Raw genomic sequence first — 25,447 nt, 5'->3', positions numbered from 1 at the left:
AAAGCACCAAACTGGATCAGCACTCATAATTTATTTATATTTTAAATAAATTACACACCTGGGAAGACTTTAGATAAATCTAAAACTAAATCATTGAAGTATGGTAGATTGACTGATTCATTTGGGAGAAATATGAGTTTGCGACGATAACCAAATTGTCCTTGTGAGCTTTGATAAGGTTCGCTGTAACACTCCAAAAAATTATCTACTAAATTAAATATCCAATAATCGAGAATACCTGCTTCAGCATAGATAGATAATTTTGTTTCTTGGTCGTATTTTAAAGAGGAATCAGACACCTCAATCAGCAGTAAAACATCAGATGGACTAGGATGAGCAGAAAGATAGTCATCATCTACATTACGAACAATTGCTAAATCTGGTTCGGGTTCACTGTAATCACTTAAGATGATAGGCTGCTGACTTCTTGCCAAAGCACGGTCATCTAAAAGTTTAATCACTTCTCTAAATAAAAGAGTTTCACAAACAGAATGTGGTGTACCTTTTGCAGCCATTTCAATGATTTCTCCTTTGATTAGCTCAACTCGATCATTTTCTGCAAAAAAGCCGAGTTCAGTTAAACGGTGATATTCAAATATGGTGAAGCGTTTAGCTGTGAAGATACTCATAAAAGCTAATAGGAATTGAGGATTAATTTAATTTTAATCAAGACTGGATGGGATAAATTCTGGTGCGAGTTTTTTGAGTGCAGCGATCGCATGTAATTTTACCTGTTCATTCGAGTCTTTGACTAAAGTAGTTAATGAGGAGATAGCTTGCTGATTGCCTAACTGTCCTAAAGATAAGGCGATCGCACTTTTGATATTAGTAATTTCTGTTGCTGGATGATGGGAATTCAAGAACTCTAATAAAATTTCTGTAGCTTTTGTAGCTAAATGCGGTTTTTCTACTCGCCCCAAAACGGTGACAATTTCCTGCCACACTTTTTCTGATTGAATTTGGTTGAATGCTTGCTGTAAATATTCCAAACCAGAGAGTGTCCCCACCCAAACTAAAGCAGGAATAATTTCTAGTTGTAAGGTTGTGGGTGTTTGGGGTGACATCAATACTGTAAATAAATGATGGGTAGCAGCATCACCACCAAGGCGAGAAAGGGCTGTAGCAGCAGCACAACAAACTTCAATGTTGAAGTCGTAAAGCTTGGTTTGTAGTCGTGTTACTAAATCTAGTTCGGAATTTAAATCAGGGCGAAACCCTAAACCCAACACAGCTATACGTCTGACTGCTGCAACTACATCATCTAAAGCTTGCAATAGTACAGGTGTTACACGTTGATCATGAAAGCTGCTTAGAGCTTCTAATGCAGTGACGCGAACTGCAACTTCGGCATCTTGTACCACACTCAACAATGGTGTGATAGTTTCTGGAGTGCGAATATAAGCAAGCGATCGCACTGCCAAAAATCTGGTATCATCTTGTTTTAACAATTCCGAGAGTTCAGTAATTGCTAAACTCCCCATTTGCCCTAGTGCTGTAGCGGCGATCGCTTTTAATTCTTCATCATTGCTAGTTTTGAGCAATTCTACCAAAGGTGCGATCGCCTCTGGATGCTGAAACTCGCCCAAAGTCCGCGCCGCATACCAGCGCAATTCTTCCTCTGTATCCTCATCTTCTAAGATGCTAATCAATGGTGAAATAGCAATATTTCCCAAGCGCAGTAATACCTTGCTAATATCCCAGCGTTGCTGAAAATCCCCCATTTCTAAAATAGAGAGTGCTAATTCCAGCAAATATTCTGAATGTTGCTCATCATCTACCAAAATCAACTGTTGTAGATATTGAATCAGTGATGACCAGTCAGCACTATCATACGCTGTCTGCGCCTGCATCAAAAGCTGGTTGATATTGCCTTGCATAAAAAGTATGAAGTGTGAAATCTGAATACTTCAGTTAACCCTTAACTAAAATGGCATCGCCTTCAATTTTAGCGGTGTAAGTTTTGAGGGGTTTTTCTGCTGGGCCTTTCTGCACTTGACCATCAGTGCCATATTCTGCACGATGACAGGGACAGGCAAATTTTTTCGCGTCAGCTTTCCAATCTACGGTACAGCCTTTATGAGTACAGGTAGGGTCAACAGCAATTAAATTTCCTGCTTGAGATATACCAACCACCAAAACATTTCCGACAGGAGAATTTTTGACTAAAAGTTGCCCATTTTGGTCTAATTCTTTGGTTGTACCTATTTTTTGCCAATCTCCCGATGCTGCTGATGTTGATGTACTGCTTGGTGAAGAACAGGCAGCAATCGCAACTGGTAGGTTACTAGCTATTAAACCTAAACCAACCCAATTAATGAAATCACGACGTTTCATAGTTGTGGAAATTATTTGTAATTAGAGTAACAGCGATCGCCTGCTCTACGGTTAGTGATTTGTAAAAAGTTCACCATCAGCATAATGTTTCTAATTTTTTACCCATGCTGAATGTATAAACCGATGATTTTGCATCACTCACTTTCTCTGTGTGATGCAGAAAACGCATATATCTCATCCACAATTAGCAATTTTACTAATATTTTGTAGCTATTTATACGATTTTACCAGAGATCTAACTTTAATCTAAAAAGTATCGAAATTGTTACATAAACAATTGCTGTGTTTACTTGGTGAATTTCCCCAATGTAAAAGATTACAAATCTTCTCCCAAGCCTTACGAAGTTGCATTTAGTTAAAGACATACTATCCCCTGTCCATTAACCACCTAAGAACGCACTTGAACATTAGAAATCAGCAATAAATAAATATTTAGTTTAAAGTTCCTAAAACTCGTAGAACCACAATCCAGACTACGGGTTGATTGATATTAGGTAAATACTGCCTGAAGTTCTCACTGGATTAACAATAATGAGAGTTAACTCATGACAGATACAGGAACCACTACCAAAGCCAGCCTGAATAAGTTTGAAAAATTCAAAGCTGAAAAAGACGGACTCGCCGTCAAAGCGGAGATTGAAAAATTTGCCGCCCTCGGATGGGAAGCAATGGACGAAACCGACCGAGATCATCGACTCAAATGGGTAGGAGTATTTTTCCGCCCAGTTACCCCAGGCAAGTTCATGATGCGGTTGCGGATGCCCAACGGTATTCTCACCAGCGACCAAATGCGTGTGTTAGCAGAAGTATTGCAGCGTTATGGCGATGACAGTAGTGCTGACATTACCACTCGGCAGAATATCCAATTGCGAGGAATCAGAATTGAAGATTTACCCGATATCTTCAATAAATTTCACGCCGTTGGTTTAACAAGTGTGCAGTCAGGTATGGATAACGTGCGTAACATCACAGGCGATCCTGTTGCTGGACTGGATGCTGATGAATTGTTCGACACACGAGATTTGGTGCAGCAAATTCAAGATATGCTCACCAACAAAGGCGAAGGCAACCCAGAGTTTACCAACTTACCCCGCAAGTTTAATATTGCCATTACAGGTGGACGGGACAATTCAGTTCACGCTGAAATCAACGATTTAGCGTTTGTCCCCGCGTTTAAAGAAACCACATTCGGCTTTAACGTCCTAGTGGGTGGTTTCTTCTCTGCCAAACGTTGCGATGCAGCTATTCCACTCAATGCTTGGGTAGCACCTGAAGATGTCGTGGCTGTATGTAGAGCCGTTTTAGAAGTATTTCGAGATAATGGTTCACGCGCTAACCGCCTGAAATCTCGTTTGATGTGGCTGCTTGATGAATGGGGTATAGATAAGTTTCGTGCAGAAGTTGAACAGCGTTTAGGTAAATCGTTTTTACCTGCTGCACCCAAAGACGAAATTGATTGGGAAAAACGCGACCATATCGGCGTATATAAACAAAAACAACCAGGATTTAACTATGTAGGCTTTAACGTCCCAGTTGGGCGGTTGTATGCCGAAGATATGTTTGAAATAGCCAGACTAGCAGAAGTTTACGGCAGTGGTGAAATTAGACTGACAGTTGAACAAAACATCATCATTCCCAATATTTCTGATGGTAGCCTCCCAACATTTTTGGCAGAACCCTTACTAGAAAGATTTTCCATCAATCCGGGGGTGTTAGAGCGATCGCTAGTTTCCTGCACAGGCGCACAGTTCTGCAACTTCGCCCTCATCGAAACCAAAAACCGCGCCCTTGCAACTATTCAAGCTTTAGAAGCAGACTTAACCTTCACTCAACCAGTCCGCATTCACTGGACAGGTTGCCCAAATTCCTGCGGACAACCACAAGTTGCAGACATCGGCTTAATGGGTACTAAAGCTCGTAAAGATGGCAAAGCAGTAGAAGGCGTAGACATCTATATGGGCGGTAAAGTCGGCAAAGACGCACACTTAGGAACCTGTGCAATTAAAGGTATCCCCTGCGAAGACTTGCAGCCAGTATTACAAGAACTACTCATCAAACACTTCGGCGCAAAGCTCAAACAAGAAGCCTTGGTTGAAGTCTGAAGTCATTTGTCCTTGGTCATTTTTTATTAGTCATTAGTTCTTTGTCAGAAGACAGAAGGGTTTCATACTTCACACTTTTGTCTTCTCTCCTACTTCCCACTCCCTACTCCCTAAAATTTCGGAAATTAGAATGTTAAAAAATTTATTTTCATTCAAGGATCGTTACCGCATCTTACATCAGACTTGGTTTGCCTTTTTTCTCACCTTTGTCTGTTGGTTTAACTTTGCTCCGTTTGCTACTACCATTGGCAAACAGTTACATTTAGCACCTGAGCAAATTAAAACTTTAGGAATCTGCAATTTAGCCCTAACAATTCCAGCGCGGCTAATTATTGGGATGCTGTTAGACCGTTTCGGCCCTAGAATTACCTATTCGATATTGTTGATGTTTGCGGCTGTTCCGTGTCTAGCTACCGCGCTATCTCAGGATTTTAATCAACTAGTCATCAGCCGCTTGTTGATGGGAATTGTCGGTTCTGGGTTCGTCGTCGGTATCCGTATGGTAGCTGAATGGTTCCCACCGAAGGAGATGGGAAGCGCACAAGGTATTTATGGTGGTTGGGGAAATTTTGGGGCTTTTGGTGCAGAATTTGCCTTACCTATAGTTGCTGTTGCTACTAGCTTTTTGGCTGGTGGTGCTTCTAACTGGCGGTTGGCGATCGCACTTACTGGTATCATCACTGCTATCTATGGCGTAATCTACTTCAACAGCGTTCAAGATACGCCTGCGGACAAAATCTACAAGCGTCCTAAGAAAAATGGTGCGTTAGAAGTCACCAGCGTCAAAAGTTTTTGGGCGATGATTGTCTCCAATTTTGGTTTGATATTTGCCCTCGGTTTATTAGCTTGGCGGTTAGAACAAAAGAATATTCACTTTTTAACTCTCAGCCAAATGTATTTAGTTTGGTTCGTATTAGCAGGATTATTTGCTTACCAAACTTACAAAGCTTACGAAGTCAATAAAGAATTATTAATTGGCAAGAAAACTTACGCTCCTGCACAGCGATATAACTTCAGCCAAGTTGCAATCCTCGAATTTACTTATGTAACTAACTTTGGTTCCGAATTGGCTGCTGTTTCTATGCTGCCAGCTTTCTTTGAAAAAACCTTTGGTTTAGAACACGTAGTCGCAGCGATGATTGCGGCAACTTATCCATTTTTAAACTTAGTTTCTCGTCCTAGTGGTGGCGTAATTTCTGATAAGTTTGGTTCCCGCAAATGGACAATGACAATTATTTCTGCTGGTATTGGTGTTGGCTATTTGATGGCACATTTTATTAATAGTAGCTGGCCGATTGGGCTGGCGATCGCAGTTACTATGTTTTGTGCCTACTTTGCCCAAGCTGGCTGCGGTGCAACCTACGGTATTGTTCCCCTCATCAAAAAAGAAACTACCGGACAAATCGCAGGTAACGTAGGAGCTTACGGTAATTTTGGTGGCGTAGTTTACCTGACAATTTTTAGCTTAACTGATGCACCAACCCTATTCTCCTCAATGGGTATAGCAGCATTAATTTGTGCTTTTATGTGTGCTTTCTTCCTCAAAGAACCTCAAGGTTCCTTCGCAGGTGCGGCTGAAGAATTATCAGAATCTTCAACTCAAGAACCCGCTATTTTAGCTGAAGAATAACCCCAAAAATAAAGGATGAAATTAGCTAAATAATTTCATCCTCTTGCTTCTTATTTTATCTGTGTGCATCAACGGTTAATAATTTAACTCTATTACTAATAACCTAAATTACTTTTATAAAAACCACAGATGAACACAGATCAATTATCTGTGTATACTCTCCAAAAATAATAAAGTGGTGTAGCTACATGAGCGAATTTACTAAAACTCTTTGTCCTTATTGTGGTGTTGGCTGTGGTTTAGAAGTTTCGCCGCCTGCACAACCTAATAAAGCAACTAATCGTGACAGTCAAGGAAATCCGACTTGGCGAGTACGCGGCGACAAATCTCACCCATCAAGCCAGGGTATGGTATGTGTAAAAGGTGCAACGATCGCTGAATCTTTAGATAAAAATAGATTACATTACCCAATGGTGCGGGACTCTTTAGATCAAGAGTTCCGCCAAGTTAGTTGGGATGAAGCTTTTGAACTCATCACCAACCGTATTCAAACTGTGCGCTTCACTCAAGGGCCAGAAGCTATTTGTATGTATGGTTCCGGTCAGTTTCAAACCGAGGACTACTACACCGCCCAAAAACTTTTGAAAGGCTGTCTAGGAACTAACAATTTTGATGCGAATTCACGCTTATGTATGTCCAGTGCTGTATCTGGATATATTCAAAGTTTTGGTGCTGATGGCCCGCCATGCTGCTATGAAGATTTAGAGTTAACTGACTGTGCATTTTTAATTGGGACTAACACCGCAGAATGTCATCCCATTATTTTTAATCGACTAGAAAAATACCACAAAAAAAACCGCAAAGTAAAAATGGTTGTGGTTGATCCTCGTCGCACACCTACCGCCGAAGCCGCAGATTTACATTTAGCAATTCGTCCCGGTACAGACATCGACTTGTTAAATGGTATCGCCCATTTATTAATGCGTTGGGGATACATCGACACGATGTTTATTGACGACTGTACCAGCAATTTTTCGGCTTATGCTGAGGTAATTCGTCACTATCCCCCAGAAGTAGCAGCGCGTCAATGTGGAATCAGCATTGAAGATTTAGAAACCGCTGCGCGTTATTGGGGTCAGTCACAACGGGTGCTGTCTTTGTGGTCGATGGGTGTGAACCAATCAAGTGAAGGGACAGCCAAGGTTAGAACTATCATTAACCTGCATCTGATGACAGGACAAATCGGTAAGCCAGGGGCGGGGCCGTTTTCGCTAACAGGTCAACCGAATGCGATGGGAGGTCGAGAAGCCGGAGGTTTAGCGCATTTATTACCTGGTTATCGCTTGGTGAAAAATGACCAGCATCGCGCCGAAGTGGAAGATTTTTGGGGACTGAAGCGGGGTCAAATTTCCCCTGTTCCTGGTTTGACTGCTTGGGATATGATTACAGGTTTGGAGACTGGTGATGTAGGTGTACTGTGGATTGCCGCTACTAACCCAGCTGTGAGTATGCCAGATTTAGAACGCACAAAGAAAGCCTTATTGCGATCGCCTTTTACAATTTACCAAGACGCATATTACCCCACAGAAACCGCCGCCTATGCTCATGTACTGTTACCTGCTGCCCAGTGGGGTGAAAAAACTGGCATAATGACCAATTCTGAACGTCGAGTAACCCTGTGTCAAGCATTCCGCCAACCACCACGAGAAGCCAAAGCCGACTGGGAAATTTTTGCGGAAGTTGGACGAAGGTTAGGTTTTGCAGATAAGTTTAACTTTGCTAGCTCTGCCCAAGTTTACGCCGAGTTTGCCCAAATAACTAAAAATCGCCCTTGTGATATGTCGGGTCTGAGTCATGAAAAATTAAAAGCCCAAGGCCCGACGCACTGGCCACATCCAGGAGTCAGTAATAATGAATTTCCCCATTCCCAACTTCCTAGTGCCTCAAAACGTCTATACACAGATTTACGCTTTCACACCCCTGACGGTCGCGCGCGGTTCGGGGCGTATTACTCTAAAGGTTTAGCTGAACCACCAGACCCCGATTATCCTTTTGTGTTAACGACAGGAAGACTTTACGGACATTGGCACACACAAACCCGCACAGGCCGCATCGAAAAAATTCGCTCGATGCACCCCGAACCGTTTATTGAAATTCATCCCCGCGATGCGGCTAGGTTAGGAATTAGTGAAAACCAAGTAATTGAAGTGCGATCGCGTCGTGGTCAAGCTCATTTTCCCGCAAAAGTGACTAAGGCGATCGCACCTGGTACTGTATTTGTCCCTATGCACTGGGGCGCACTGTGGGCAAATGATGCTGAAGCTAACGCCCTCACCCATCCCGAATCTTGTCCAGATTCTCTGCAACCAGAATTAAAAGCTTGTGCAGTCCAACTAGTGCCAATTTCTATAGAAGTTACAAGCAAAAATTATCAACTCCAGTCGTCGCAATGGTGATCTGCTTGGTATATCCTTAAACAAGAAATTGGTAATTAAGAATTATACTTAGTAATTCAATCAATAGACATTAGTCAATGGTGATAATTTGAAACACTCATCATTACCAATTTATTGTTGAACTAAAACCAGGATGCACCAGATGAAAAAATTATTCAAAAACATCTTCGGAGTATTTACCGATGAAGGCTTCATGCACGTTATCGAAAACGTCGAGGTTATAGTTTCTAAGGTTTTATCTGTGTTAATGGTGCTAGTAATATTAGTAGCGATCGGAGATTTAGGTGCTTTTTTGATTAAAGAGTTATTTGATACTCCTTATGGAAAATTCAATACAACATTATTTAAAATATTTGGCTTGTTCTTAAATATTCTAATTGCCTTAGAAATCCTCGAAAATATCACAGCTTACCTACGCAAACACGTATTCCAAGTAGAATTAGTTATTGTAACTTCTTTAATTGCTGTCGCTCGTAAAATCATTATTCTTGACTTAGAAAAAGTCACAGGAATTGATATAATCGGCTTAGGCATAGCAATTTTAGCTTTATCTATCAGCTATTTAATAATTCGTTCTAGTAATTCCCATAAATCCCACTAACTTCTATCTCATAAATGAGCTGTTTGTATTTTTATAAATGTTTTTATAATATTGTAAAGATTAATTGTGTTTACTATAGGACTCATATTTGATTTCTGAAAAAACCTCATTACACTTTTCTTCCTTCTTATCTGTTCCCTTTTCTCTGTTAAGAGTTCCCTTCCTACGCAAATTATTGCAGGAATCAAAGCGGATTCCTATAGTATGTTTTAAAATTACCTAAAGTATGACAACCTTTTTTGACTTTGAAGCAGATTTTGTCACTTCTCTGCGTTGTATACCTATGCAGGTGAGATACAAATTAGATACTTGTGGTATCAAACTCAAGCTATCAGATTGGTTGCAGATAACTCAAGATGAGCGTAAAGCTTTATATGAACTGCCTTGCACCACACAAACAGAAATTGAAACTTATAAAGAATATCTCCAGCAACTAATTTTAGAAAGGACAGGTACACCTGTGGCACAACTACCTGTAGATCCTTATCCTGTGTGGATGGACTCTAGTAATTTGCCCGTTACTTTGCAAGAAAAAGCCCAAGAACTAGGCGTAAACTTAACCCTAGAACAGTGGGCGGCGTTAACTCCCCTACAGCGATTTGCATTGATTAAACTCAGCCGTCCCAGCCACGAAAATAAAAATTTTCCTAATGCCATAGCAGAATTTCATTTGCTTTAATTTTAGTCAATGGTCAATATTCAAGCTTCAATAGACTATTGTTCCAAAACTAAAAACTGAGGATAACAAAATGGCAGCTAAGAAAATATTAATGCTGGTGGGCGATTTTGTGGAAGATTATGAAGTGATGGTTCCTTTCCAAGCTTTGCAAATGGTAGGACACACTGTTCATGCTGTTTGTCCTGACAAAAAAGCAGGTGATAAGGTAAGAACCGCTATTCACGATTTTGAAGGAGACCAAACCTATAGTGAAAAACCTGGTCACAACTTTACTTTGAATGCGACTTTTACCGAGGTAGATGTTAACACATACGATGCGCTTGTAATAACCGGAGGCCGCGCACCAGAATACATACGCTTAAATCAGCAGGTGCTAGAAATTACTCGTCACTTTGCTCAAACAAATAAACCTATTGCGGCCATTTGTCATGGCTTGCAGTTATTAGCTGCTGCTGATGTACTGCAAGGTAAAAGTTGTACAGCCTATCGAACCCATTTGGGATCTATTTGTTAACTAACCGTTTGAGCATCAGTCTGATAAAACAAAGGTTGAGCTTTGCTGTAGCGTGGCTGAGGGTTCTCTCAAAGTTTTTTACCAAACTCTTACATCGTTCCATCCAAGCATTTGACCTTTCAATCACCCATCGAGTTGCCACCGGGACAAATCCAGTTTTCCCCAGTGCTGCCTTTTCGGCTTTGGTTGGCTTGGGTGCTAGTTTAAACCGAATCTTGGTCATGATCTGGGGATAGAGATTTTGTAAGGCAATGGTAATGGTATCTGGGTGATAGCCATGATCAAGCAGAATGGTGATTTTGGGGATGTTGACAGGCTTGGCTCGAAAGTAATCCAGGTGGTTACTCAACAGTTCAATCAAGCCTTGGTCGTCGGACAAATTGGCTTTGGTGCAGTGAGTAAAAAACGGCAAACCCAAAGTATCGACAGCGAGATGGCGTTTAATGCCATTGGTACATTTGTAATGACAAAACCCTTTGGACTCGACACTGGCATTGCACGTATTTTTTACCGCTTGTGAATCGATGATCAGCAACCGCGTCCACTTTGGTTTTTTTTAACTTGTTGACGTACCTCGGAATGTAAAGTTGTCATTATCTGTTCGATAACTCCTTCAGCCCGCCACTGCTTGTAATGCCAGAAGACTGTTGAGTAGGGCGGCAGGTCTTTAGGCAGATCACACCAATTACAGCCATTTTTCAATTGATAGAAGATGCCATCAAGAATTTCTCTTTTTGTCCACCGCGGCGGTTTGGTTTTCTTCTTTTGGGGCAGTAATGGCTCTATGAATTCCCACTCTTTGTCGCTTAAGCTACTGGAATATGGCATTTATTTTTGATCTTAGCTCGTCGTCAAAGATCCCAAATGGGTTCTATCCAGCTTGTAGTCCAGATGTGCGTGCTGCTGGTGGTATTTATGTACAAATCCCAGTTGATTAAGCCGTAGTAGATGGAAATCTCGTAACAGCACCAGCTTGGCCTGCACATTCTCGTTGGTTAGCAGAATTTCTGAAAGTACTAGGTACTAAGGTCGAACATCCAGAAGTGGCAAAAGTTTAAGAATGAAAGCAAAAATTAGTTAAGCCTTATACTTTAAAAAGTATAAGGTTTCTTATTCTTTTTTTGGATAGCTAATTTTATATTTTCTCCATTACTCAAGATGTGGCAAATACTACTAAAAATTCCTGAAACTACCGTACATTTTTTGCCTGTAGGCTTTTCAAAACATCATATTTATGTATTACGAAAAATATTTCTTAGCAAATAGGCACATAAGACACTCCAATTAGCCATAATGCTTGTCAATATTGAGTTAGATAATTTTAAATTTTGTATGAGAAAATTTTGAATTTGTTAGCAGAGACTAAAGCTATAGTGGATTTAGCAATTCTGCTGTTGGTATGGCTAAGGTTCAGTCATCCTGCCAGAATATTTGATGAATTAGTTTGGGAAGACACTCTAACTCGATGACAGGCAAAAACGCAAGACATAACGCTTTTCTGCGGCTGGTGTCTGGTAATACAGCAGCTTTTGGTTCAGAATCTCGTTACGCACTACATGCAAGTAAAGAGATGGTAATTGGACGTGACCCCAGCTGTCAGATTGTCTTGGATGCCATGACATATCGAATGGTATCTCGTCGTCATGCTGCGGTTCGTCCTCTATCTTCGTCTCCAGATAATAAATTTACTTGGGTAATTTGTGATTTAAATAGTGCGAATGGTACTTATCTCAATGGTGAACGTTTTTATGGGTGCCAAGAATTACAATCAGGCGATCGCATTGCTTTAGGTAGTGATGGCCCACAATTTATTTTTGAGTATGACTTAATACCTCAACCGACAATGATGACGAAACAAAACGCATCATTGCCTTCAGCCGCTAACTACCAGAACCACACCCAAATCAAGCAGCCTGATTCAGTTAGCTTTACACAACTTTTTCCGATTATTTCTACTGGTAAGGATTTAACAAGTAAAGCTTACCTTGTCCCAGGAATACTCACAGTAGTTTTTGTTGTGCTAATGTTTGCGACTGTTGGTAGACCCCAGGCTAACCAAGTCATTGTAGCCAGTTATATCGCCTTTATTGTTTACTACTTTGTTTATCAATTGTGTGGTAAGCAAAAGCCTTGGTGGGTACTGGTTGGGACAGCGCTGACAACAGCATTAATTTTACTGAGTCCTGTCTTAGAATTATTTATCTTTGTGTTTCGCGGTATTCTGCCAGGTAATTTACCTTCACCTCAAGATTCTACTACATTGACTGAGTTGCTAGTACGAATGTTTTTTGGTGCAGGGTTGATGGAAGAATTGCTTAAGGCCTTACCTGTACTGGGAGCTTTTGTGATTGGCAGACAATTGCCTTCACCTTGGCGAGAACGCATAGGTGTGTGGGAACCTCTAGATGGCATTCTCCTAGGAACAGCTTCAGCTTTAGGGTTTACTCTGTTAGAAACTCTCGGACAGTATGTACCAGATATCACACAAAATGTTAGTCAACAGGTAGGTATTGGTGCGGCTGGCCAATTAGCCGGCTTACAATTGCTGATTCCTCGCGTTTTAGGCTCTGTTGCTGGTCACATGGCTTATAGTGGCTACCTGGGATATTTTATCGGTTTGGCTGTTCTCAAACCGAGTCAGAGTTGGCAAATTCTCTCGATTGGTTATCTAAGTGCATCCGCACTCCACGCTTTATGGAACGCTACCGGCTCTATTAATGCTTTGTTGTTAGTAATTGTTGGGGTTTTATCTTACGCTGTTTTGATGGCGGCAATTTTAAAGGCAAGGGCATTGTCTCCAACGCGATCGCAAAATTTCGCTACTCGCTTTCTCGGCCCCAAATAAATCTCAGATAAAATTATCAACTCAAGGGTAGAAGTAGCAAATTTACTTTCTGCCCACCTTTTCCTGTGGTTATGAAACTAGGTTTTTTGAACTCAAAGATTGTTTCTGTCTCAAGATAGATTGCATCGCTATAAAAATTGCTTTAACTTAAAAGTACTCTAAGTATCTTCTATCTAAAGAAAGATATACCCATCTAAGGATAGATTAAGATAAAGACTAATTATCTATTGACATCAGCAATATAAATACTACCTGAGAGAAAATCCAGTGGCTCTGGCGATTTCATCTCAGCCCATAATTTAGACAGTCAAAGCAAATTTATATTTAAGCTTCAGTTTCCAATTTGTCTAGCTGTCTGAGAGCATAATAGGCGATCGCCACACTAACTTTAGCTTGCTCCATTTCTGATAAAGTTGCCCAATCCCGATTTTGAATTTTATTCATAACTGATGCCAGGTTTTGCTGTTCACTGCTACGCATCGCATAGGCATAAGGACGAGCGAAAACTGCTAGATCATCTGTTTCCCATGTAGGCAATACGGTTTGAACACACTGCACTAACTGTTCGTTGATTGATTGCTGTACGGCTGCTACTTCTGTAGCTTTCTGAGCGATCGCCTTTAGCCAGCCTGTTGGTACTCCAGTTGCAAAAGTATGTAAAGTCTCACAAATACTGTCTAAAATGCTGACATTTGTAGTACAGTTGTAATTAGTACAATTTGCCGCTTGAGACCATAAAGTATCTAAATTGCCGTAAAAAGATTGCGCTCTAGTATTGAGTTCTTCCTCCAAAACATCCTGCATAGCAAACTGCTTTTCTAATTCATCAAAATATGTCTCTGCTTGATCATCAGCAGGATTCCAAGGATAAGCTGCATCTTCGGGTTGGAGCAGTAGTTCGAGGAACTCTAATTCCACTTGAGTTACCGAAGATGGGAGATTGTTGGAATTGTTGATTTTTTTAATCATTTTTCGACTCCTGATGAATTATTTCGCAGTACTGACTGCTACAAGTTGTAAATTACAATTTCCGCAAAAATTAAACTGATTTTATTTAGCAATTGAATCAGAAAAATTATGTCAGAGCCAGCATAAGGCAGGAAGTATACAATTCACTGCAATTTTTATCCTGAAATAATGCTTAATTTTCAATAACAAACTCCCAAGTTTCATTGCCAGAATTCCCAAACTTTAACTTGCTACCAGATTGTAAAGGTACTTCCTCCCGAAGGATTTGTTGCCAACCATTAGAGCTTAAACACCAAGTTGTGCCGTAAGTTGAGAGATCTTGTAAATAATAAGTTTGTACTGGAGTAGTGCCAGCAAAAGTATTTCGGCATAAAATTTCGGCATGACGCTTAGAAACTGATGGTTCGGGAATTACAATATCATTGTCTTGGGTACGACCAATACGCGTTACACCTGCTCGCAAAAACCAAGTTCTACCTCCTGGGGCGAGCGAGCGCAAACAAGCTTTAGAAGTAGCAATATTTATATTGACAATTGAAATATCTGGTAACTCTGTAATTCCCTCATCAATGCTTTTAACAAGTTCGCCATTGAAATCTGGATGTAAATACAGAACTGGTAAAGTCCAAGCAGGTTGGTTGAACTTATACAGTGTTAACATTTCTTGTCGTGCTTCCGCCACAGCTTCATCAATTGGCTTGCGCGATCGCAAAGCTGCCGCAAAAGCTTTAATAAAACTGTGACTTTCATGGTCAGCAATTACATCTCGCATTCCCAAAACTGCTGGTACGCCATGACGAATGAGTACTTCCGCTAAACTACTGGCGGGAATCGCTTGGTGATTAACTGCTGCTGGTTGCGCTCCCCAACAAGCATTAAAAACAGCTAATTTTAGTCCACTCCGAGTTAATACTTGCGCTAATTCTATGCCATTGAGTGTCTTGCTAGGACGTAAAAACAACAGTCCTCCATCTGGGCCAGGCAATCCATGACCAGCGTAAAAAAAGACATTGTAAGCCTTAGTTTCTAATTCTTGAATCAACTCTTGTGGCGTTGGTTGAATCAGCGTTTTCACCATACAAGGAGCAAATACTGAGTAATTATGGTTTATTTGCGGTTTATTCTCCAGAATTTGTTGCAAAATAATTGCTTCTTGTTCGAGTTGCAAGTTTTCATCATGACCTAAAACCAGCAAGATATTAATAGCCTGATCAGTGCGTAAGAATGGCAACGGTTCAACTTCACTTGTAGTGCGGCTAAATAACAAATCTTGGGCGAGAGAAATCGCTGATTGTCCGGGTTGGCGCTGCATAATTTCCCAAGGCAAGGCGATCAAATCTGGGTCACGAATTTCTAGTTGAAAGCGCAAACGTGTATTCTGTCCCATCGCAATTCCACAACTGCGTTCGAGACTATTGAGAATTGGCCCATCGAACACCCAACGCCACAAATATAGCCCTAAGTATTGCATTAGACGACCACCGTAACCAGGCATGTGGCCCGAATTTGTCGAACCTAAGTTAAACAAGAGAGGGTTTGCAGGTTGCGGTGCTGTGTTGGCTGTAACATTTAAACCGCTGTGTCCAGCAAACATTTGCTGCCACTCTTGCCAAATTTGATTTAGTTCTGAAGGCCATACACAGTCACGCAGAACATAGCCACTAGGATAGGGGGCTTTGACCACCCAAATGGCAAAGCTATCTGTGCCAGTATTGATGAGACGGGCGATCGCTAAGTTCAGGGATGGCATGGGTTCTTTAAATTAAAAGGTAGAAACCAAGGACTTGCGATAACAATTTTCCATGAGGAAAACTTTTCGCCTGGAAGTTTTAAATCTGGTTATTAAATGTATTATTCCAGGCTTCTACAAGTTTATCGAGTATTGGTCGCATTTTCACTGATATTATTTTCCTGGGCTTTAGCGAGACGCAGGAGTTTCACTATCTGGGGGTTGGGATAAATTATCACAACTACTGGTGTCGGTTGATTTTAATACAGTGATGCCTGGACGTTGGAGTTGAGCTAAGGTGACACGCAGTGGTTTGTCAGCTTGAAGAAATGTACTATTTTCTGAGGGGCAAAGCTGCAATTTAATCACCGATTCCGGAGAATTGGGTGTATCCTTAGTTTCGATGTCAACCACTTGCAAAAAACTACCAGGTTGTAACTTCTGATCATCTAAGGTAATTTCTAGGCTATTGGTAATTACCCAGCCAAGAGCAAGGTTATTTAGTGATCGCTCGCTCGTTGAAGTTGGAGTTGGCTGTCCAGGAGGGCTAGAAACAATAGGAACTAACGGTGATGACATAAACAGTCCACGCACCAGCAGCCCTAAAGAACCTGCGGCGATCGCGATAATTATTGGCACAATTAAATGGAGTGGTAGTTGCTGAAAAGAACTGGGCTTATTTTTAGGAATTAAAGTTTTTTGCTCTGAAATGTCTTCTAGTAAGGTAGGTTGCAGCGGCTTAGGTGTAACTTTGGCGGTTGTGATGGTAGGAGGCTGAACAATAACTGCTTTGAGAGTTCGCTCTGGCTCAACATACTGAACTTGATAATGAACTAAAGCGATCGTCACATTATCATGGCCATTTTTGGTGTTAGCAATTTCCAGTAATTTGTCAGCCACTGTGACTAAATCTGTTTCTTCGGTCAAAATTGGTAAAATTTCTGTTTCCCAATATTCTTCCACACGGTCAAAATCACTTAAACCATCAGATGTCAACAGAAAAACAGCATCCTCATCTAGAATAAACCGCTGTGCTGTTGGATGTAACGCTGCACTGGAACTCATTCCTAATGCTTGAACCAAAGAACCAGATCCACTCTGTTGCACAGCCTCACGATAAATGGCATATCCCAAACGTACTTCCCTAGAAGCAACATCATCATCAAGGGTGACTTGGTAGCAAGCATCCCTTGTAATCCAATAAGCACGACTATCCCCAACATGGGTAATGTACATTTCATGGGCCACTGGCAATGCCATTACCAAGGTTGTACCCATACGTTTTCTACCCTGACGATTTTCACTGTCATTGCGTTGGCTGATTTTATCATTGGCAACTGCCACAGCTTGCTCTAGGTCTGCCAGCAACAGTGAAGGTTCTATATGGTTAGAAGGAACTTTGGTGAGTTGTTGTACTTGCTGTTGAATTGTTTCAATTGCTAAATTAGATGCGACATTACCGCCTTCGTGTCCACCAATTCCGTCACAGACAATAGCCAAGGCTGTAGCTTGTGGAGGTTTACTCAACAGTGTTCCACTGGGTGGGTAACAGGCATCTTCGTTGCGTTGTCTTTTAGGGCCTGTATCAGTTTTAGTGATAATCTTAATTTTTGGCGATTGCAATTCCCCTAATTCTGCTAATCCGCGGTCTAAAACTGAGATTAGTACTTCAGGTGAATTGATTTCTCCTTGAATAAGATAACTGCTCACTTGGTTAACAAATTCTGCGATCGCTGGTTTGGTATCTGGCAATAACTGCTGCCAAAAATCGCCTAAATGTGATAACTTTGGTGCTGTTGAGGTATCAGAACGTAATTCTAATAAGCGGACTAAAGACCCTTCTACTCTTAATATGTGCGTATCAATTAAGCTAGAAGCAACACCTTCACTGACCAAGGGTTGCCACAGATGAGCTAATTGCCATAGCCAGTTCAGTTGACGCATGGATGTAGCTGTGCGCCAAGCCGTAGTTAACTGGGGACATAACCTTAATTGTGAGTCTGTCGTTGGTTCTGTTAATAACGGCGGTTTTTCTAAAAGTAAAATTTCTTTGTGAGAGCGTCCATCCTTTAGAGACAGCACACCATACACCTGCGGTACATGCAAGCTGTAGGGGATTAGTCTTAAATAAGCTCTGATAGTTTGTACGTTTTCTGTTTCTAATCCTTGAGGGAGTAATCCAGGCTTAGTATCTAAAACCACAGATTTATTTAGGACTAAATAGCGATCGGCTAATATTTCTCCAGGACTACCCACATTTAGAACATCACCCACAACCCAGAGATATCGTTTGGGTAAGGGTGTAGAACATCGTTGGCAAAACTTATGAGTCAGGGGATTAGCCGCCTGACAAAGTTCATTTGGGCAGTAGAGGGTTGCCGCATCATTTTCCATAGTGTTCGCACTGATTAGCGATTGGCAATTTCTTCAAAAGCATAGGCAGTGAGCAGTAACTAGGCTGCTCTTAATTTCTGCAAACAGACGCATCCAACTGGGGATCATGATTCTAGCTGGGAAATACCAGTCAATGCTAATACTTGGTTTAGGGAATTTATGCAAATATCACACTCCTTGGCCAATTCTACAGCCTCATCATAACTTTTATTGTTCTACGACTTTCCGTTGCCATAACAACTAACTTTAAACCCTGTCAACAAAGCTTAACCTTAACTTATGTGTAATTGGTTGCTGTCAGTCAATTAGAGCATTAGAAATCGACACATAATACAGATGTTTCTTTAGTTTATAGATCAATATAGTTTAGTTAGAGTGAAAAATATCCAACTTTACGCATTGAACTGAGTTATAAACCTCAATTTAAACCAAGCTGACCTGCTTTACTGAACTATATTGAGTGAGCAGTTACAAAGTTTAAATTAAATTTATTTAAGAATTAAAAAGTTAGTTATCAAAATAGCTAACTTGCAGTTATCACTCTGCTAGAGCAAGGATCAAATCTCTAGTGGTTGTAAATTTTTGTTCACTGAGATCAATCAGCAAGTTTTTGTAGCTGGCTTGTAAAGGCCAAAAATTGTGCTTCCTTCTAAAAATATGCAAGAGAAGCTGAGATCAAGCATTAGAGCCAAATTATTAGATAGAAAGTATTTATTTTATATCAGGCAATATATTTCAATATTACTAAAATGTGAAAATATTAATTTTTTACTTGGTTATCGCCAAATAATTGACTGAATAATATGTGTGGTAATCAAAACTGCGTCATATCTTAGACAGAAGAAAAAGTAATATCACTTACCATACTTCAAAATAGCAGGGACAACCTCATTTCTCTAAATAGTTAGGAGTGATGTATATTATCACTCCTAACTCATCACTATTGAATAAACAGACTAATGCACAGACAAAAGTTGAGTTTACAACTTCTGTTTAGACTGCTGAGTTATGGGGAGTACCCGCAATTTCTGATTTGTACTTCTGTGCTTCCTGTACATTTTGCTACTACTTCTCATCTAAGGCAACTTGGGGAACTCCCATACTGTAGTTGGTAACACGAGCAGACAGATTGTAGCTGATTTCGCCTTTTTGCAGGAGCGATCGCAAATAATGCTCCAAATCTGAACCAATGCGACGTAAGTTGTAGTCTGTCAGGTCTGCACCACTAGAAGATTCGACCAATTCGTCAAACTTACGATAAATCTTCTGTAGAGCATCTTCATTCCAATTAAATTCGTTGTCTGGGTCAACATCCAACGTTAAAACTTGATTACTGGGAACTAATTCGCCATCCCGGTCAATTTCTGCCGCAAAAATGCGGATATGCCGGGTTGTGGACTTGAGCAGCATTGGATTGTCCATAGAATGGTGTAAGGTTTAAGTTGATTACACTGAAATCATTGTAGACGGTTGCCCAGTCCTTAAATCTGCTCTATCCATAAGCTTTCATTAATTAGTCAGTCGTTAATTATTATTCTCCTTCTGCACCTGCCTCTTTCTAAATTAAATTTGGCTGAAACTCTTTGGTGTAAACGCAGGGAATACTCCAAAACTTGTTTTTGTGCAGATTAATAATTTACCCGATCTACCGATCTACATATATTGCTTCAAATGTTTATTTTTTATTTTTATACCTAAATGTTTACTTGATTTTTGACTGCTGGAGGTTAACCCCAGCAGTTTCCGTTTGTTCAATACACAAAATTGAGACTTCTTAATGCAGATAAATTCTCTGTTTTGTACTTAATCTTAAGTTGTAAAGTGCTGTATATTTTTTTACTGAAAAGCAATTTTTTACTCTTAATATATTTATTCATCAAAGTCTCCTGAAATTGTTGATGAAAAAAACTAACATCAAGTGTTTTTACGTAATTATGGTGAAGCTTCCTCTACGTTTAATTAAATTGAAAAAAGACAGCAGATTTACTTACGTATAATTACTAAAAACTCAGTAGCAACTCGAACTGTTATTGACGTTAAGATAAAGTTGATGTAAAAACCTTTAAAAAGGTAGAACAACTTCTTACAGAAACTTTATTGTATGGAATCTTAAAAAATGAATAATAGTGATGGCTTACCTAAACTACTTATGTCAGAAGAAGATCACAACTTAAGCCGTGAAAGACTAGCTAAAAAAACACAGGAGATAGAAATGAAATCCATAACGGGATGAATTGAAAAAATGCTTAATTGCAGCACTATGGATTCAAAAAAATATAAAGGATGTTCGTTAAAGATTATTGTCCCTACCCAGATGACCACCAAGTAAAGAAATCTACAAAACTATGAACTCGAAAGCATTACCACGCCAAATAAATAATATTGAAGTAGGTGTTTATGAGTGCGAAATACATCTCAAATTTAGATTGATTGAGGAAAAGAGCCTCTTGGGCGATCGTGAACAATTGTTGCAGGTACTACTAGACGCTTTGACTGAAGGGTCTGATGACTTCTTAGAGACGTTACAAGCTTCTGTTAAAGCTCAGGAGGTCTCGGAATTTAAAGCCTCACCGCAAATGCGTCGCCAACTAATGCGGTTACGCAATGCTGTTGATAATACTCAATAGTAGGCATAGCAACGGTAATTTTTGAAGTTTGCTCATTACTTATGCTATGCCATAGCATTATTAAGCTGTTTTCTTAACCTCACTACGAAGCTGCAAGCTTAAATTTATGTTGCTCTGGTAAAAACTTCATCAATCATCTCTGTTAGCTTTGCTCCTTATGCACTAAGGGTATATTTTGGTAGCTAACCAAATACATTGATGTTTTTGTTTTCAGAGCAGGTTACAGTTTATAAAGTTTTATCTACCAGTATGATTTTTCTAACCAGGGTGTTGCTTTGTGAGGAAAAAGCATTGAGCATTCACCATGTTTGTTAATTACCTGAATAATTCAAATATCTGGCAAAGATTTATTGATGGCTAATGTATTTGAGCAATTTTAGTTTGAAGCATAACCAAAATTCTGAGTTTTAATGCTCTAGCAAAAGAATTTTTGATACAGCATCGGAAGTATTTAGGTCAGTGTCTGCCAACAATCAATAAAAAAGCTAGGCGTTAAAAGCTTAGAGCTTAGTATTTTTACTCAGCATCTGTAATTTAGTATTCTATGCTTTCAAGTCAATGGTGGCATCGCGCTTAAGCTTGGTTTTATTGAGCTTTCTAGCTTCCTAATAAAAATCCTCTTATACCAATGTGCTATGTGCAAGTAGTTTTACTGGAGATTCTTGAAACAGTAGTTGAGTTGTGATGCTGAACCAAAAATCTAAAAATTATGATGAAGTGTTTACTTAGCAAGACCGTGTTCTAGTGCAAAACGAACTAACTCTGTACGGCTATTTGTACCAGTTTTACTAAACAAGCGACTCACATATTTTTCTACATTACGAACACTTGTTTCTAAGCGACGAGCAATTTCTTTATTCATCAGCCCTTCAGCAACTAAGTTTAAAACGCTTTGTTCTCTGGGGGTCAAATCAATTTTAAAGGGAGCCGGAGATTGAGCGATCGCGCTTCTTTGCGTTAATAATGCTTTTATTTGGGCAATCTGATTGGCTAATTCAGCAATATCTGGCGTTTCATTGTCTTCGCCTGTAAAGGTAGGTTTAGCAGAACGACGAGAAAGCAAGTTTTCTACTATTGCTACTAACTCATCTGGATCAAAGGGCTTAGGTAAATATGCGTCAACACCAGCTTGATAGCCTTGAATGCGATCGCCTGTCATCCCTTTAGCAGTTAAAAAGACAACTGGTAGTGCTTGAAAGCGAGGGTCTTCCCTCAATTGCTTCAGAAACTGATAGCCATCCACTTGAGGCATCATGATATCAGAAATCACCAAATCAGGCGTGTTCTGCTCCATCAACTCCCAGCCGTCACGAGCGTTACTGGCAACTTGAACACTAAAGCCGCTTTCTTGTAAATAATCTTTCACAGCTTCTCTCAATCCTGGTTCATCATCTACCAGTAACAGTTGTGTTGACATTTAACATTTCCTTAAGTCTATCTTTTTCCAATTTAGCGAAAGTTGGCAGCCAATGGTTATTTGTGATGATCAATAGTAATTGTAAAATTTCTTTACAAACACTTATGAGATTCTGTCATAACTGAGAGAATTCCCTGTTTTGATCTGTGAGTTTGCTCTACAACACTTTCCGTCAATACATTATCAACTTAGTTAATTGCAAAATTTTCCAATCTACACACTCCTTTAGAAGTAAATACTTGGGGTAATGCTACAACCTTCGCTGCGTAAGTTCTGCTTTTCTATGTGGTGTGTCTTTCATATCGTGTAGCAGTGAATCAACTAGAGATGAATCAACCGAAATCGCGCCAGAAGTGGTGAAGAGAGGCAATGACGGATTGAAAATTCAAGGTGTACCTTCCTGAGAGAGTATGCAAAGTGCATAGACTATTGTGAACGAGAAAGGACGTAGAGAGGGAGATGATCAGGAAGGGAAAAAGAAATTTGGGAAAGTAGTTGACAGTGAGGGGGAGGAGAGATATATTAGATAAGTGCCTGAGAGAAGCGCTGCGAAGCGAAGCTCGGAGGGAACCGAACCATGAAAAGATTATAGTTTGAAAGCAATAATAACACAAGTAGCCTGCGTCAAGTAAATAAAGTAACCAGGCTGAGGTTATAAAAGAACAGCCAAAGAGCTAAACAAACAATTCAAAACGGAGAGTTTGATCCTGGCTCAGGATGAACGCTGGCGGTATGCTTAACACATGCAAGTCGAACGGTCTCTTCGGAGATAGTGGCGGACGGGTGAGTAACGCGTGAGAATCTAGCTTCAGGTCGGGGATAACTACTGGAAACGGTGGCTAATACCGGATGTGCCGAAAGGTGAAAGGCTTGCTGCCTGAAGATGAGCTCGCGTCTGATTAGCTAGTTGGTGTGGTAAGAGCGCACCAAGGCGTCGATCAGTAGCTGGTCTGAGAGGATGATCAGCCACACTGGGACTGAGACACGGCCCAGACTCCTACGGGAGGCAGCAGTGGGGAATTTTCCGCAATGGGCGAAAGCCTGACGGAGCAATACCGCGTGAGGGAGGAAGGCTCTTGGGTTGTAAACCTCTTTTCTCAGGGAATAAGAAAGTGAAGGTACCTGAGGAATAAGCATCGGCTAACTCCGTGCCAGCAGCCGCGGTAATACGGAGGATGCAAGCGTTATCCGGAATGATTGGGCGTAAAGCGTCCGCAGGTGGCGATGTAAGTCTGCTGTTAAAGAGCAAAGCTTAACTTTGTAAAAGCAGTGGAAACTACATAGCTAGAGTACGTTCGGGGCAGAGGGAATTCCTGGTGTAGCGGTGAAATGCGTAGAGATCAGGAAGAACACCGGTGGCGAAGGCGCTCTGCTAGGCCGTAACTGACACTGAGGGACGAAAGCTAGGGGAGCGAATGGGATTAGATACCCCAGTAGTCCTAGCCGTAAACGATGGATACTAGGCGTTGCGAGTATCGACCCTCGCAGTGCCGGAGCCAACGCGTTAAGTATCCCGCCTGGGGAGTACGCACGCAAGTGTGAAACTCAAAGGAATTGACGGGGGCCCGCACAAGCGGTGGAGTATGTGGTTTAATTCGATGCAACGCGAAGAACCTTACCAAGACTTGACATGTCGCGAATCCTCTTGAAAGGGAGGAGTGCCTTAGGGAGCGCGAACACAGGTGGTGCATGGCTGTCGTCAGCTCGTGTCGTGAGATGTTGGGTTAAGTCCCGCAACGAGCGCAACCCTCGTTTTTAGTTGCCAGCATTAAGTTGGGCACTCTAGAGAGACTGCCGGTGACAAACCGGAGGAAGGTGGGGATGACGTCAAGTCAGCATGCCCCTTACGTCTTGGGCTACACACGTACTACAATGCTACGAACAGAGGGCAGCAAGCTAGCGATAGCAAGCAAATCCCGGAAATCGTAGCTCAGTTCAGATCGAAGCTTGCAACTCAGCTTCGTGAAGGAGGAATCGCTAGTAATTGCAGGTCAGCATACTGCAGTGAATTCGTTCCCGGGCCTTGTACACACCGCCCGTCACACCATGGAAGCTGGCAACGCCCGAAGTCATTACCCCAACTTTTAGGAGAGGGGGATGCCTAAGGCAGTGCTGGTGACTGGGGTGAAGTCGTAACAAGGTAGCCGTACCGGAAGGTGTGGCTGGATCACCTCCTTTTAGGGAGACCTACCCAACTGTAAAATCGGTTGCCAAAAGCAAGATAGAGAATACAGATGGTCATACCTAGGTCGGTCGCAGGAAATTGTGTAAGCTTTCAAACTATGATTTGGTTCGTATTGGGGCTATTAGCTCAGGTGGTTAGAGCGCACCCCTGATAAGGGTGAGGTCCCTGGTTCGAGTCCAGGATGGCCCACCTGAACAAGTAAAAAGGAAAAAGGAAAAAGGAAAAAAAGAATAACATAATTATTTTTTTGCCTTTTGCCTTTTAAATTTTGCTTTGTTGATGGGGGTTTAGCTCAGTTGGTAGAGCGCCTGCTTTGCAAGCAGGATGTCAGCGGTTCGAGTCCGCTAACCTCCACCTAGAAAGAAAAAAGAGAAGGAAAAAACAGCAACTAACGTGGTTAGACTGCTGGGTAAAAAATCCTAGCCAGAACCTTGAAAACTGCATAGAAACGCGATTTAATTGCAGGCAGACACAGACATTGAAAGATGAAAGTGAATGCAGGTGAGACACCAAATGTATTGTGGTCAAGCGAATAAGAGCTAATGGTGGATACCTAGGCACACAGAGGCGAAGAAGGACGTGGTTACCGACGAAAAGCTCCGGGGAGTTGGAAGCAAACTATGAGCCGGAGATATCCGAATGGGGAAACCCTATGTACTACCTGTTGAATATATAGACAGGAAAGAGCCAACCCAGCGAACTGAAACATCTTAGTAGCTGGAGGAAGAGAAATCAAAAGAGATTCCCTCAGTAGTGGTGAGCGAAAGGGGAAGAGCCTAAACCAGTTGGTTTACTGACTGGGGTTGTGGGACAGCGATATCGAATCTAGAGGCTAGACGAAGCAGCTAAGTACTGCACCAGAGAAAGTGAAAGTCTTGTAGTCGAAAGTCAAAGGATAGTAGCTGAATCCCGAGTAGCATGGGGCACGAGGAATCCCATGTGAATCAGCGAGGACCATCTCGTAAGGCTAAATACTACTGTGTGACCGATAGTGAACCAGTACCGCGAGGGAAAGGTGAAAAGAA

Annotated in this window: 17 protein-coding genes, 2 tRNA genes, 2 rRNA genes and 2 pseudogenes (1 of these 23 running past the window's edge); 13 read left to right on the top strand and 10 right to left on the bottom strand. The window is 41.1% G+C overall.

Annotated features, from left to right (window positions below):
• Positions 1-50: 50 nt before the first annotated feature.
• The 3 genes from AC504W_RS07570 to AC504W_RS07560 are packed head-to-tail and all read right to left on the bottom strand — an operon-like array spanning position 51 to position 2,334.
• The gene (locus AC504W_RS07570; RefSeq protein WP_494877121.1) at positions 51-629 is read right to left on the bottom strand and encodes a Uma2 family endonuclease; all 579 of its coding nucleotides are present in this window, start codon (positions 627-629) and stop codon (positions 51-53) included.
• 33 nt (positions 630-662) lie between these two features.
• The gene (locus AC504W_RS07565) at positions 663-1,877 is read right to left on the bottom strand and encodes a HEAT repeat domain-containing protein (protein WP_494877120.1); all 1,215 of its coding nucleotides are present in this window, start codon (positions 1,875-1,877) and stop codon (positions 663-665) included.
• Between the two features lie 34 nt (positions 1,878-1,911).
• The gene (locus AC504W_RS07560) at positions 1,912-2,334 is read right to left on the bottom strand and encodes a QcrA and Rieske domain-containing protein (RefSeq protein ID WP_494877118.1); all 423 of its coding nucleotides are present in this window, start codon (positions 2,332-2,334) and stop codon (positions 1,912-1,914) included.
• 545 nt (positions 2,335-2,879) lie between these two features.
• Between AC504W_RS07560 and AC504W_RS07555 the strand changes: the two genes are divergently transcribed.
• The 6 genes and pseudogenes from AC504W_RS07555 to AC504W_RS07530 form a co-directional block, all read left to right on the top strand.
• Positions 2,880-4,436 carry a ferredoxin--nitrite reductase gene (locus tag AC504W_RS07555; RefSeq protein ID WP_494877116.1) on the top strand — a complete coding sequence of 519 codons (1,557 nt, stop codon included), beginning with the start codon at positions 2,880-2,882 and terminating at the stop codon, positions 4,434-4,436.
• 130 nt (positions 4,437-4,566) lie between these two features.
• On the top strand, positions 4,567-6,066 hold the full coding sequence (locus tag AC504W_RS07550; protein WP_494877115.1) for a NarK family nitrate/nitrite MFS transporter: 1,500 nt from the start codon (positions 4,567-4,569) through the stop codon (positions 6,064-6,066).
• Between the two features lie 188 nt (positions 6,067-6,254).
• Complete coding sequence (locus tag AC504W_RS07545; RefSeq protein WP_494877114.1) at positions 6,255-8,462, top strand: molybdopterin oxidoreductase family protein; 2,208 nt, start codon at positions 6,255-6,257, stop codon at positions 8,460-8,462.
• A 142-nt stretch (positions 8,463-8,604) separates the two neighbouring features.
• Positions 8,605-9,063, top strand: a complete 459-nt coding sequence (locus AC504W_RS07540; protein ID WP_096574841.1) for a phosphate-starvation-inducible PsiE family protein — start codon at positions 8,605-8,607, stop codon at positions 9,061-9,063.
• Between the two features lie 226 nt (positions 9,064-9,289).
• On the top strand, positions 9,290-9,742 hold the full coding sequence (locus AC504W_RS07535; protein ID WP_494877113.1) for a nitrate reductase associated protein: 453 nt from the start codon (positions 9,290-9,292) through the stop codon (positions 9,740-9,742).
• 70 nt (positions 9,743-9,812) lie between these two features.
• A pseudogene (locus tag AC504W_RS07530) lies at positions 9,813-10,229 on the top strand (DJ-1/PfpI family protein); the annotation flags it as partial.
• 16 nt (positions 10,230-10,245) lie between these two features.
• Here the strand turns inward: AC504W_RS07530 and AC504W_RS07525 are convergent.
• Together AC504W_RS07525 and AC504W_RS07520 are read right to left on the bottom strand one after the other, a co-directional pair.
• Positions 10,246-10,791, bottom strand: coding sequence for a transposase (locus AC504W_RS07525; RefSeq protein WP_494877112.1), 546 nt, complete (start codon positions 10,789-10,791; stop codon positions 10,246-10,248).
• Positions 10,785-11,084 (bottom strand): transposase, encoded by a 300-nt coding sequence (locus tag AC504W_RS07520; RefSeq protein ID WP_414572317.1) that lies wholly within the window; start codon positions 11,082-11,084, stop codon positions 10,785-10,787. The genes AC504W_RS07525 and AC504W_RS07520 overlap by 7 nt, the downstream gene beginning before the upstream one ends.
• 44 nt (positions 11,085-11,128) lie before the next feature.
• Here AC504W_RS07520 and AC504W_RS07515 point away from each other — a divergent pair.
• Both AC504W_RS07515 and AC504W_RS07510 read left to right on the top strand, forming a co-directional pair.
• Positions 11,129-11,314, top strand: a pseudogene (locus AC504W_RS07515) (protease); the annotation flags it as partial.
• 407 nt (positions 11,315-11,721) lie between these two features.
• The gene (locus tag AC504W_RS07510; RefSeq protein WP_494877110.1) at positions 11,722-13,101 is read left to right on the top strand and encodes a PrsW family glutamic-type intramembrane protease; all 1,380 of its coding nucleotides are present in this window, start codon (positions 11,722-11,724) and stop codon (positions 13,099-13,101) included.
• Positions 13,102-13,425: 324 nt separating this feature from the next.
• Here the strand turns inward: AC504W_RS07510 and AC504W_RS07505 are convergent, their stop codons facing one another.
• From AC504W_RS07505 to AC504W_RS07490, 4 genes are all read right to left on the bottom strand, one after another.
• Positions 13,426-14,070 carry a hypothetical protein gene (locus AC504W_RS07505; protein ID WP_494877109.1) on the bottom strand — a complete coding sequence of 215 codons (645 nt, stop codon included), beginning with the start codon at positions 14,068-14,070 and terminating at the stop codon, positions 13,426-13,428.
• Positions 14,071-14,242: 172 nt separating this feature from the next.
• Positions 14,243-15,820 carry a CHAT domain-containing protein gene (locus tag AC504W_RS07500; protein WP_494877108.1) on the bottom strand — a complete coding sequence of 526 codons (1,578 nt, stop codon included), beginning with the start codon at positions 15,818-15,820 and terminating at the stop codon, positions 14,243-14,245.
• Between the two features lie 168 nt (positions 15,821-15,988).
• Complete coding sequence (locus AC504W_RS07495; protein ID WP_494877106.1) at positions 15,989-18,193, bottom strand: protein phosphatase 2C domain-containing protein; 2,205 nt, start codon at positions 18,191-18,193, stop codon at positions 15,989-15,991.
• Between the two features lie 1,065 nt (positions 18,194-19,258).
• Complete coding sequence (locus AC504W_RS07490) at positions 19,259-19,615, bottom strand: NAD(P)H-quinone oxidoreductase subunit M (RefSeq protein ID WP_096574827.1); 357 nt, start codon at positions 19,613-19,615, stop codon at positions 19,259-19,261.
• 923 nt (positions 19,616-20,538) lie between these two features.
• Here AC504W_RS07490 and AC504W_RS07485 point away from each other — a divergent pair.
• On the top strand, positions 20,539-20,820 hold the full coding sequence (locus tag AC504W_RS07485) for an Npun_R1517 family heterocyst differentiation transcriptional regulator (RefSeq protein WP_015113073.1): 282 nt from the start codon (positions 20,539-20,541) through the stop codon (positions 20,818-20,820).
• Between the two features lie 721 nt (positions 20,821-21,541).
• On the opposite strand, the gene AC504W_RS07480 is transcribed toward AC504W_RS07485, so the two are convergent.
• Positions 21,542-22,237 (bottom strand): response regulator transcription factor, encoded by a 696-nt coding sequence (locus tag AC504W_RS07480; RefSeq protein ID WP_096584658.1) that lies wholly within the window; start codon positions 22,235-22,237, stop codon positions 21,542-21,544.
• 689 nt (positions 22,238-22,926) lie between these two features.
• On the opposite strand from AC504W_RS07480, the gene AC504W_RS07475 reads away from it, so the two are divergent.
• The 4 genes from AC504W_RS07475 to AC504W_RS07460 form a co-directional block, all read left to right on the top strand.
• Positions 22,927-24,415 (top strand): 16S ribosomal RNA (locus tag AC504W_RS07475).
• 122 nt (positions 24,416-24,537) lie between these two features.
• Positions 24,538-24,611: transfer RNA gene (locus AC504W_RS07470), tRNA-Ile, on the top strand.
• A 92-nt stretch (positions 24,612-24,703) separates the two neighbouring features.
• Positions 24,704-24,776: transfer RNA gene (locus AC504W_RS07465), tRNA-Ala, on the top strand.
• 168 nt (positions 24,777-24,944) lie between these two features.
• Positions 24,945-25,447 (top strand): 23S ribosomal RNA (locus tag AC504W_RS07460) (it continues 2,321 nt past the right edge of the window).
• Together the 16S and 23S rRNA genes with 2 tRNA genes alongside form the textbook arrangement of a ribosomal RNA operon.

It is taken from the genome of Nostoc sp. C96 (assembly GCF_059384975.1).
This window is presented reverse-complemented; position numbering and strand designations above follow the sequence as displayed.

Coding starts and splice junctions, on each gene's coding strand:
- AC504W_RS07485 (WP_015113073.1), top strand. CDS start 20,539: ATGAACTCGAAAGCATTACCACGCCAAATAAATAATATTGAAGTAGGT.
- AC504W_RS07480 (WP_096584658.1), bottom strand. CDS start 22,237: ATGTCAACACAACTGTTACTGGTAGATGATGAACCAGGATTGAGAGAA.
- AC504W_RS07570 (WP_494877121.1), bottom strand. CDS start 629: ATGAGTATCTTCACAGCTAAACGCTTCACCATATTTGAATATCACCGT.
- AC504W_RS07540 (WP_096574841.1), top strand. CDS start 8,605: ATGAAAAAATTATTCAAAAACATCTTCGGAGTATTTACCGATGAAGGC.
- AC504W_RS07565 (WP_494877120.1), bottom strand. CDS start 1,877: ATGCAAGGCAATATCAACCAGCTTTTGATGCAGGCGCAGACAGCGTAT.
- AC504W_RS07550 (WP_494877115.1), top strand. CDS start 4,567: ATGTTAAAAAATTTATTTTCATTCAAGGATCGTTACCGCATCTTACAT.
- AC504W_RS07545 (WP_494877114.1), top strand. CDS start 6,255: ATGAGCGAATTTACTAAAACTCTTTGTCCTTATTGTGGTGTTGGCTGT.
- AC504W_RS07560 (WP_494877118.1), bottom strand. CDS start 2,334: ATGAAACGTCGTGATTTCATTAATTGGGTTGGTTTAGGTTTAATAGCT.
- AC504W_RS07520 (WP_414572317.1), bottom strand. CDS start 11,084: ATGCCATATTCCAGTAGCTTAAGCGACAAAGAGTGGGAATTCATAGAG.
- AC504W_RS07505 (WP_494877109.1), bottom strand. CDS start 14,070: ATGATTAAAAAAATCAACAATTCCAACAATCTCCCATCTTCGGTAACT.
- AC504W_RS07500 (WP_494877108.1), bottom strand. CDS start 15,820: ATGCCATCCCTGAACTTAGCGATCGCCCGTCTCATCAATACTGGCACA.
- AC504W_RS07535 (WP_494877113.1), top strand. CDS start 9,290: ATGACAACCTTTTTTGACTTTGAAGCAGATTTTGTCACTTCTCTGCGT.
- AC504W_RS07510 (WP_494877110.1), top strand. CDS start 11,722: ATGACAGGCAAAAACGCAAGACATAACGCTTTTCTGCGGCTGGTGTCT.
- AC504W_RS07490 (WP_096574827.1), bottom strand. CDS start 19,615: ATGGACAATCCAATGCTGCTCAAGTCCACAACCCGGCATATCCGCATT.
- AC504W_RS07555 (WP_494877116.1), top strand. CDS start 2,880: ATGACAGATACAGGAACCACTACCAAAGCCAGCCTGAATAAGTTTGAA.
- AC504W_RS07495 (WP_494877106.1), bottom strand. CDS start 18,193: ATGGAAAATGATGCGGCAACCCTCTACTGCCCAAATGAACTTTGTCAG.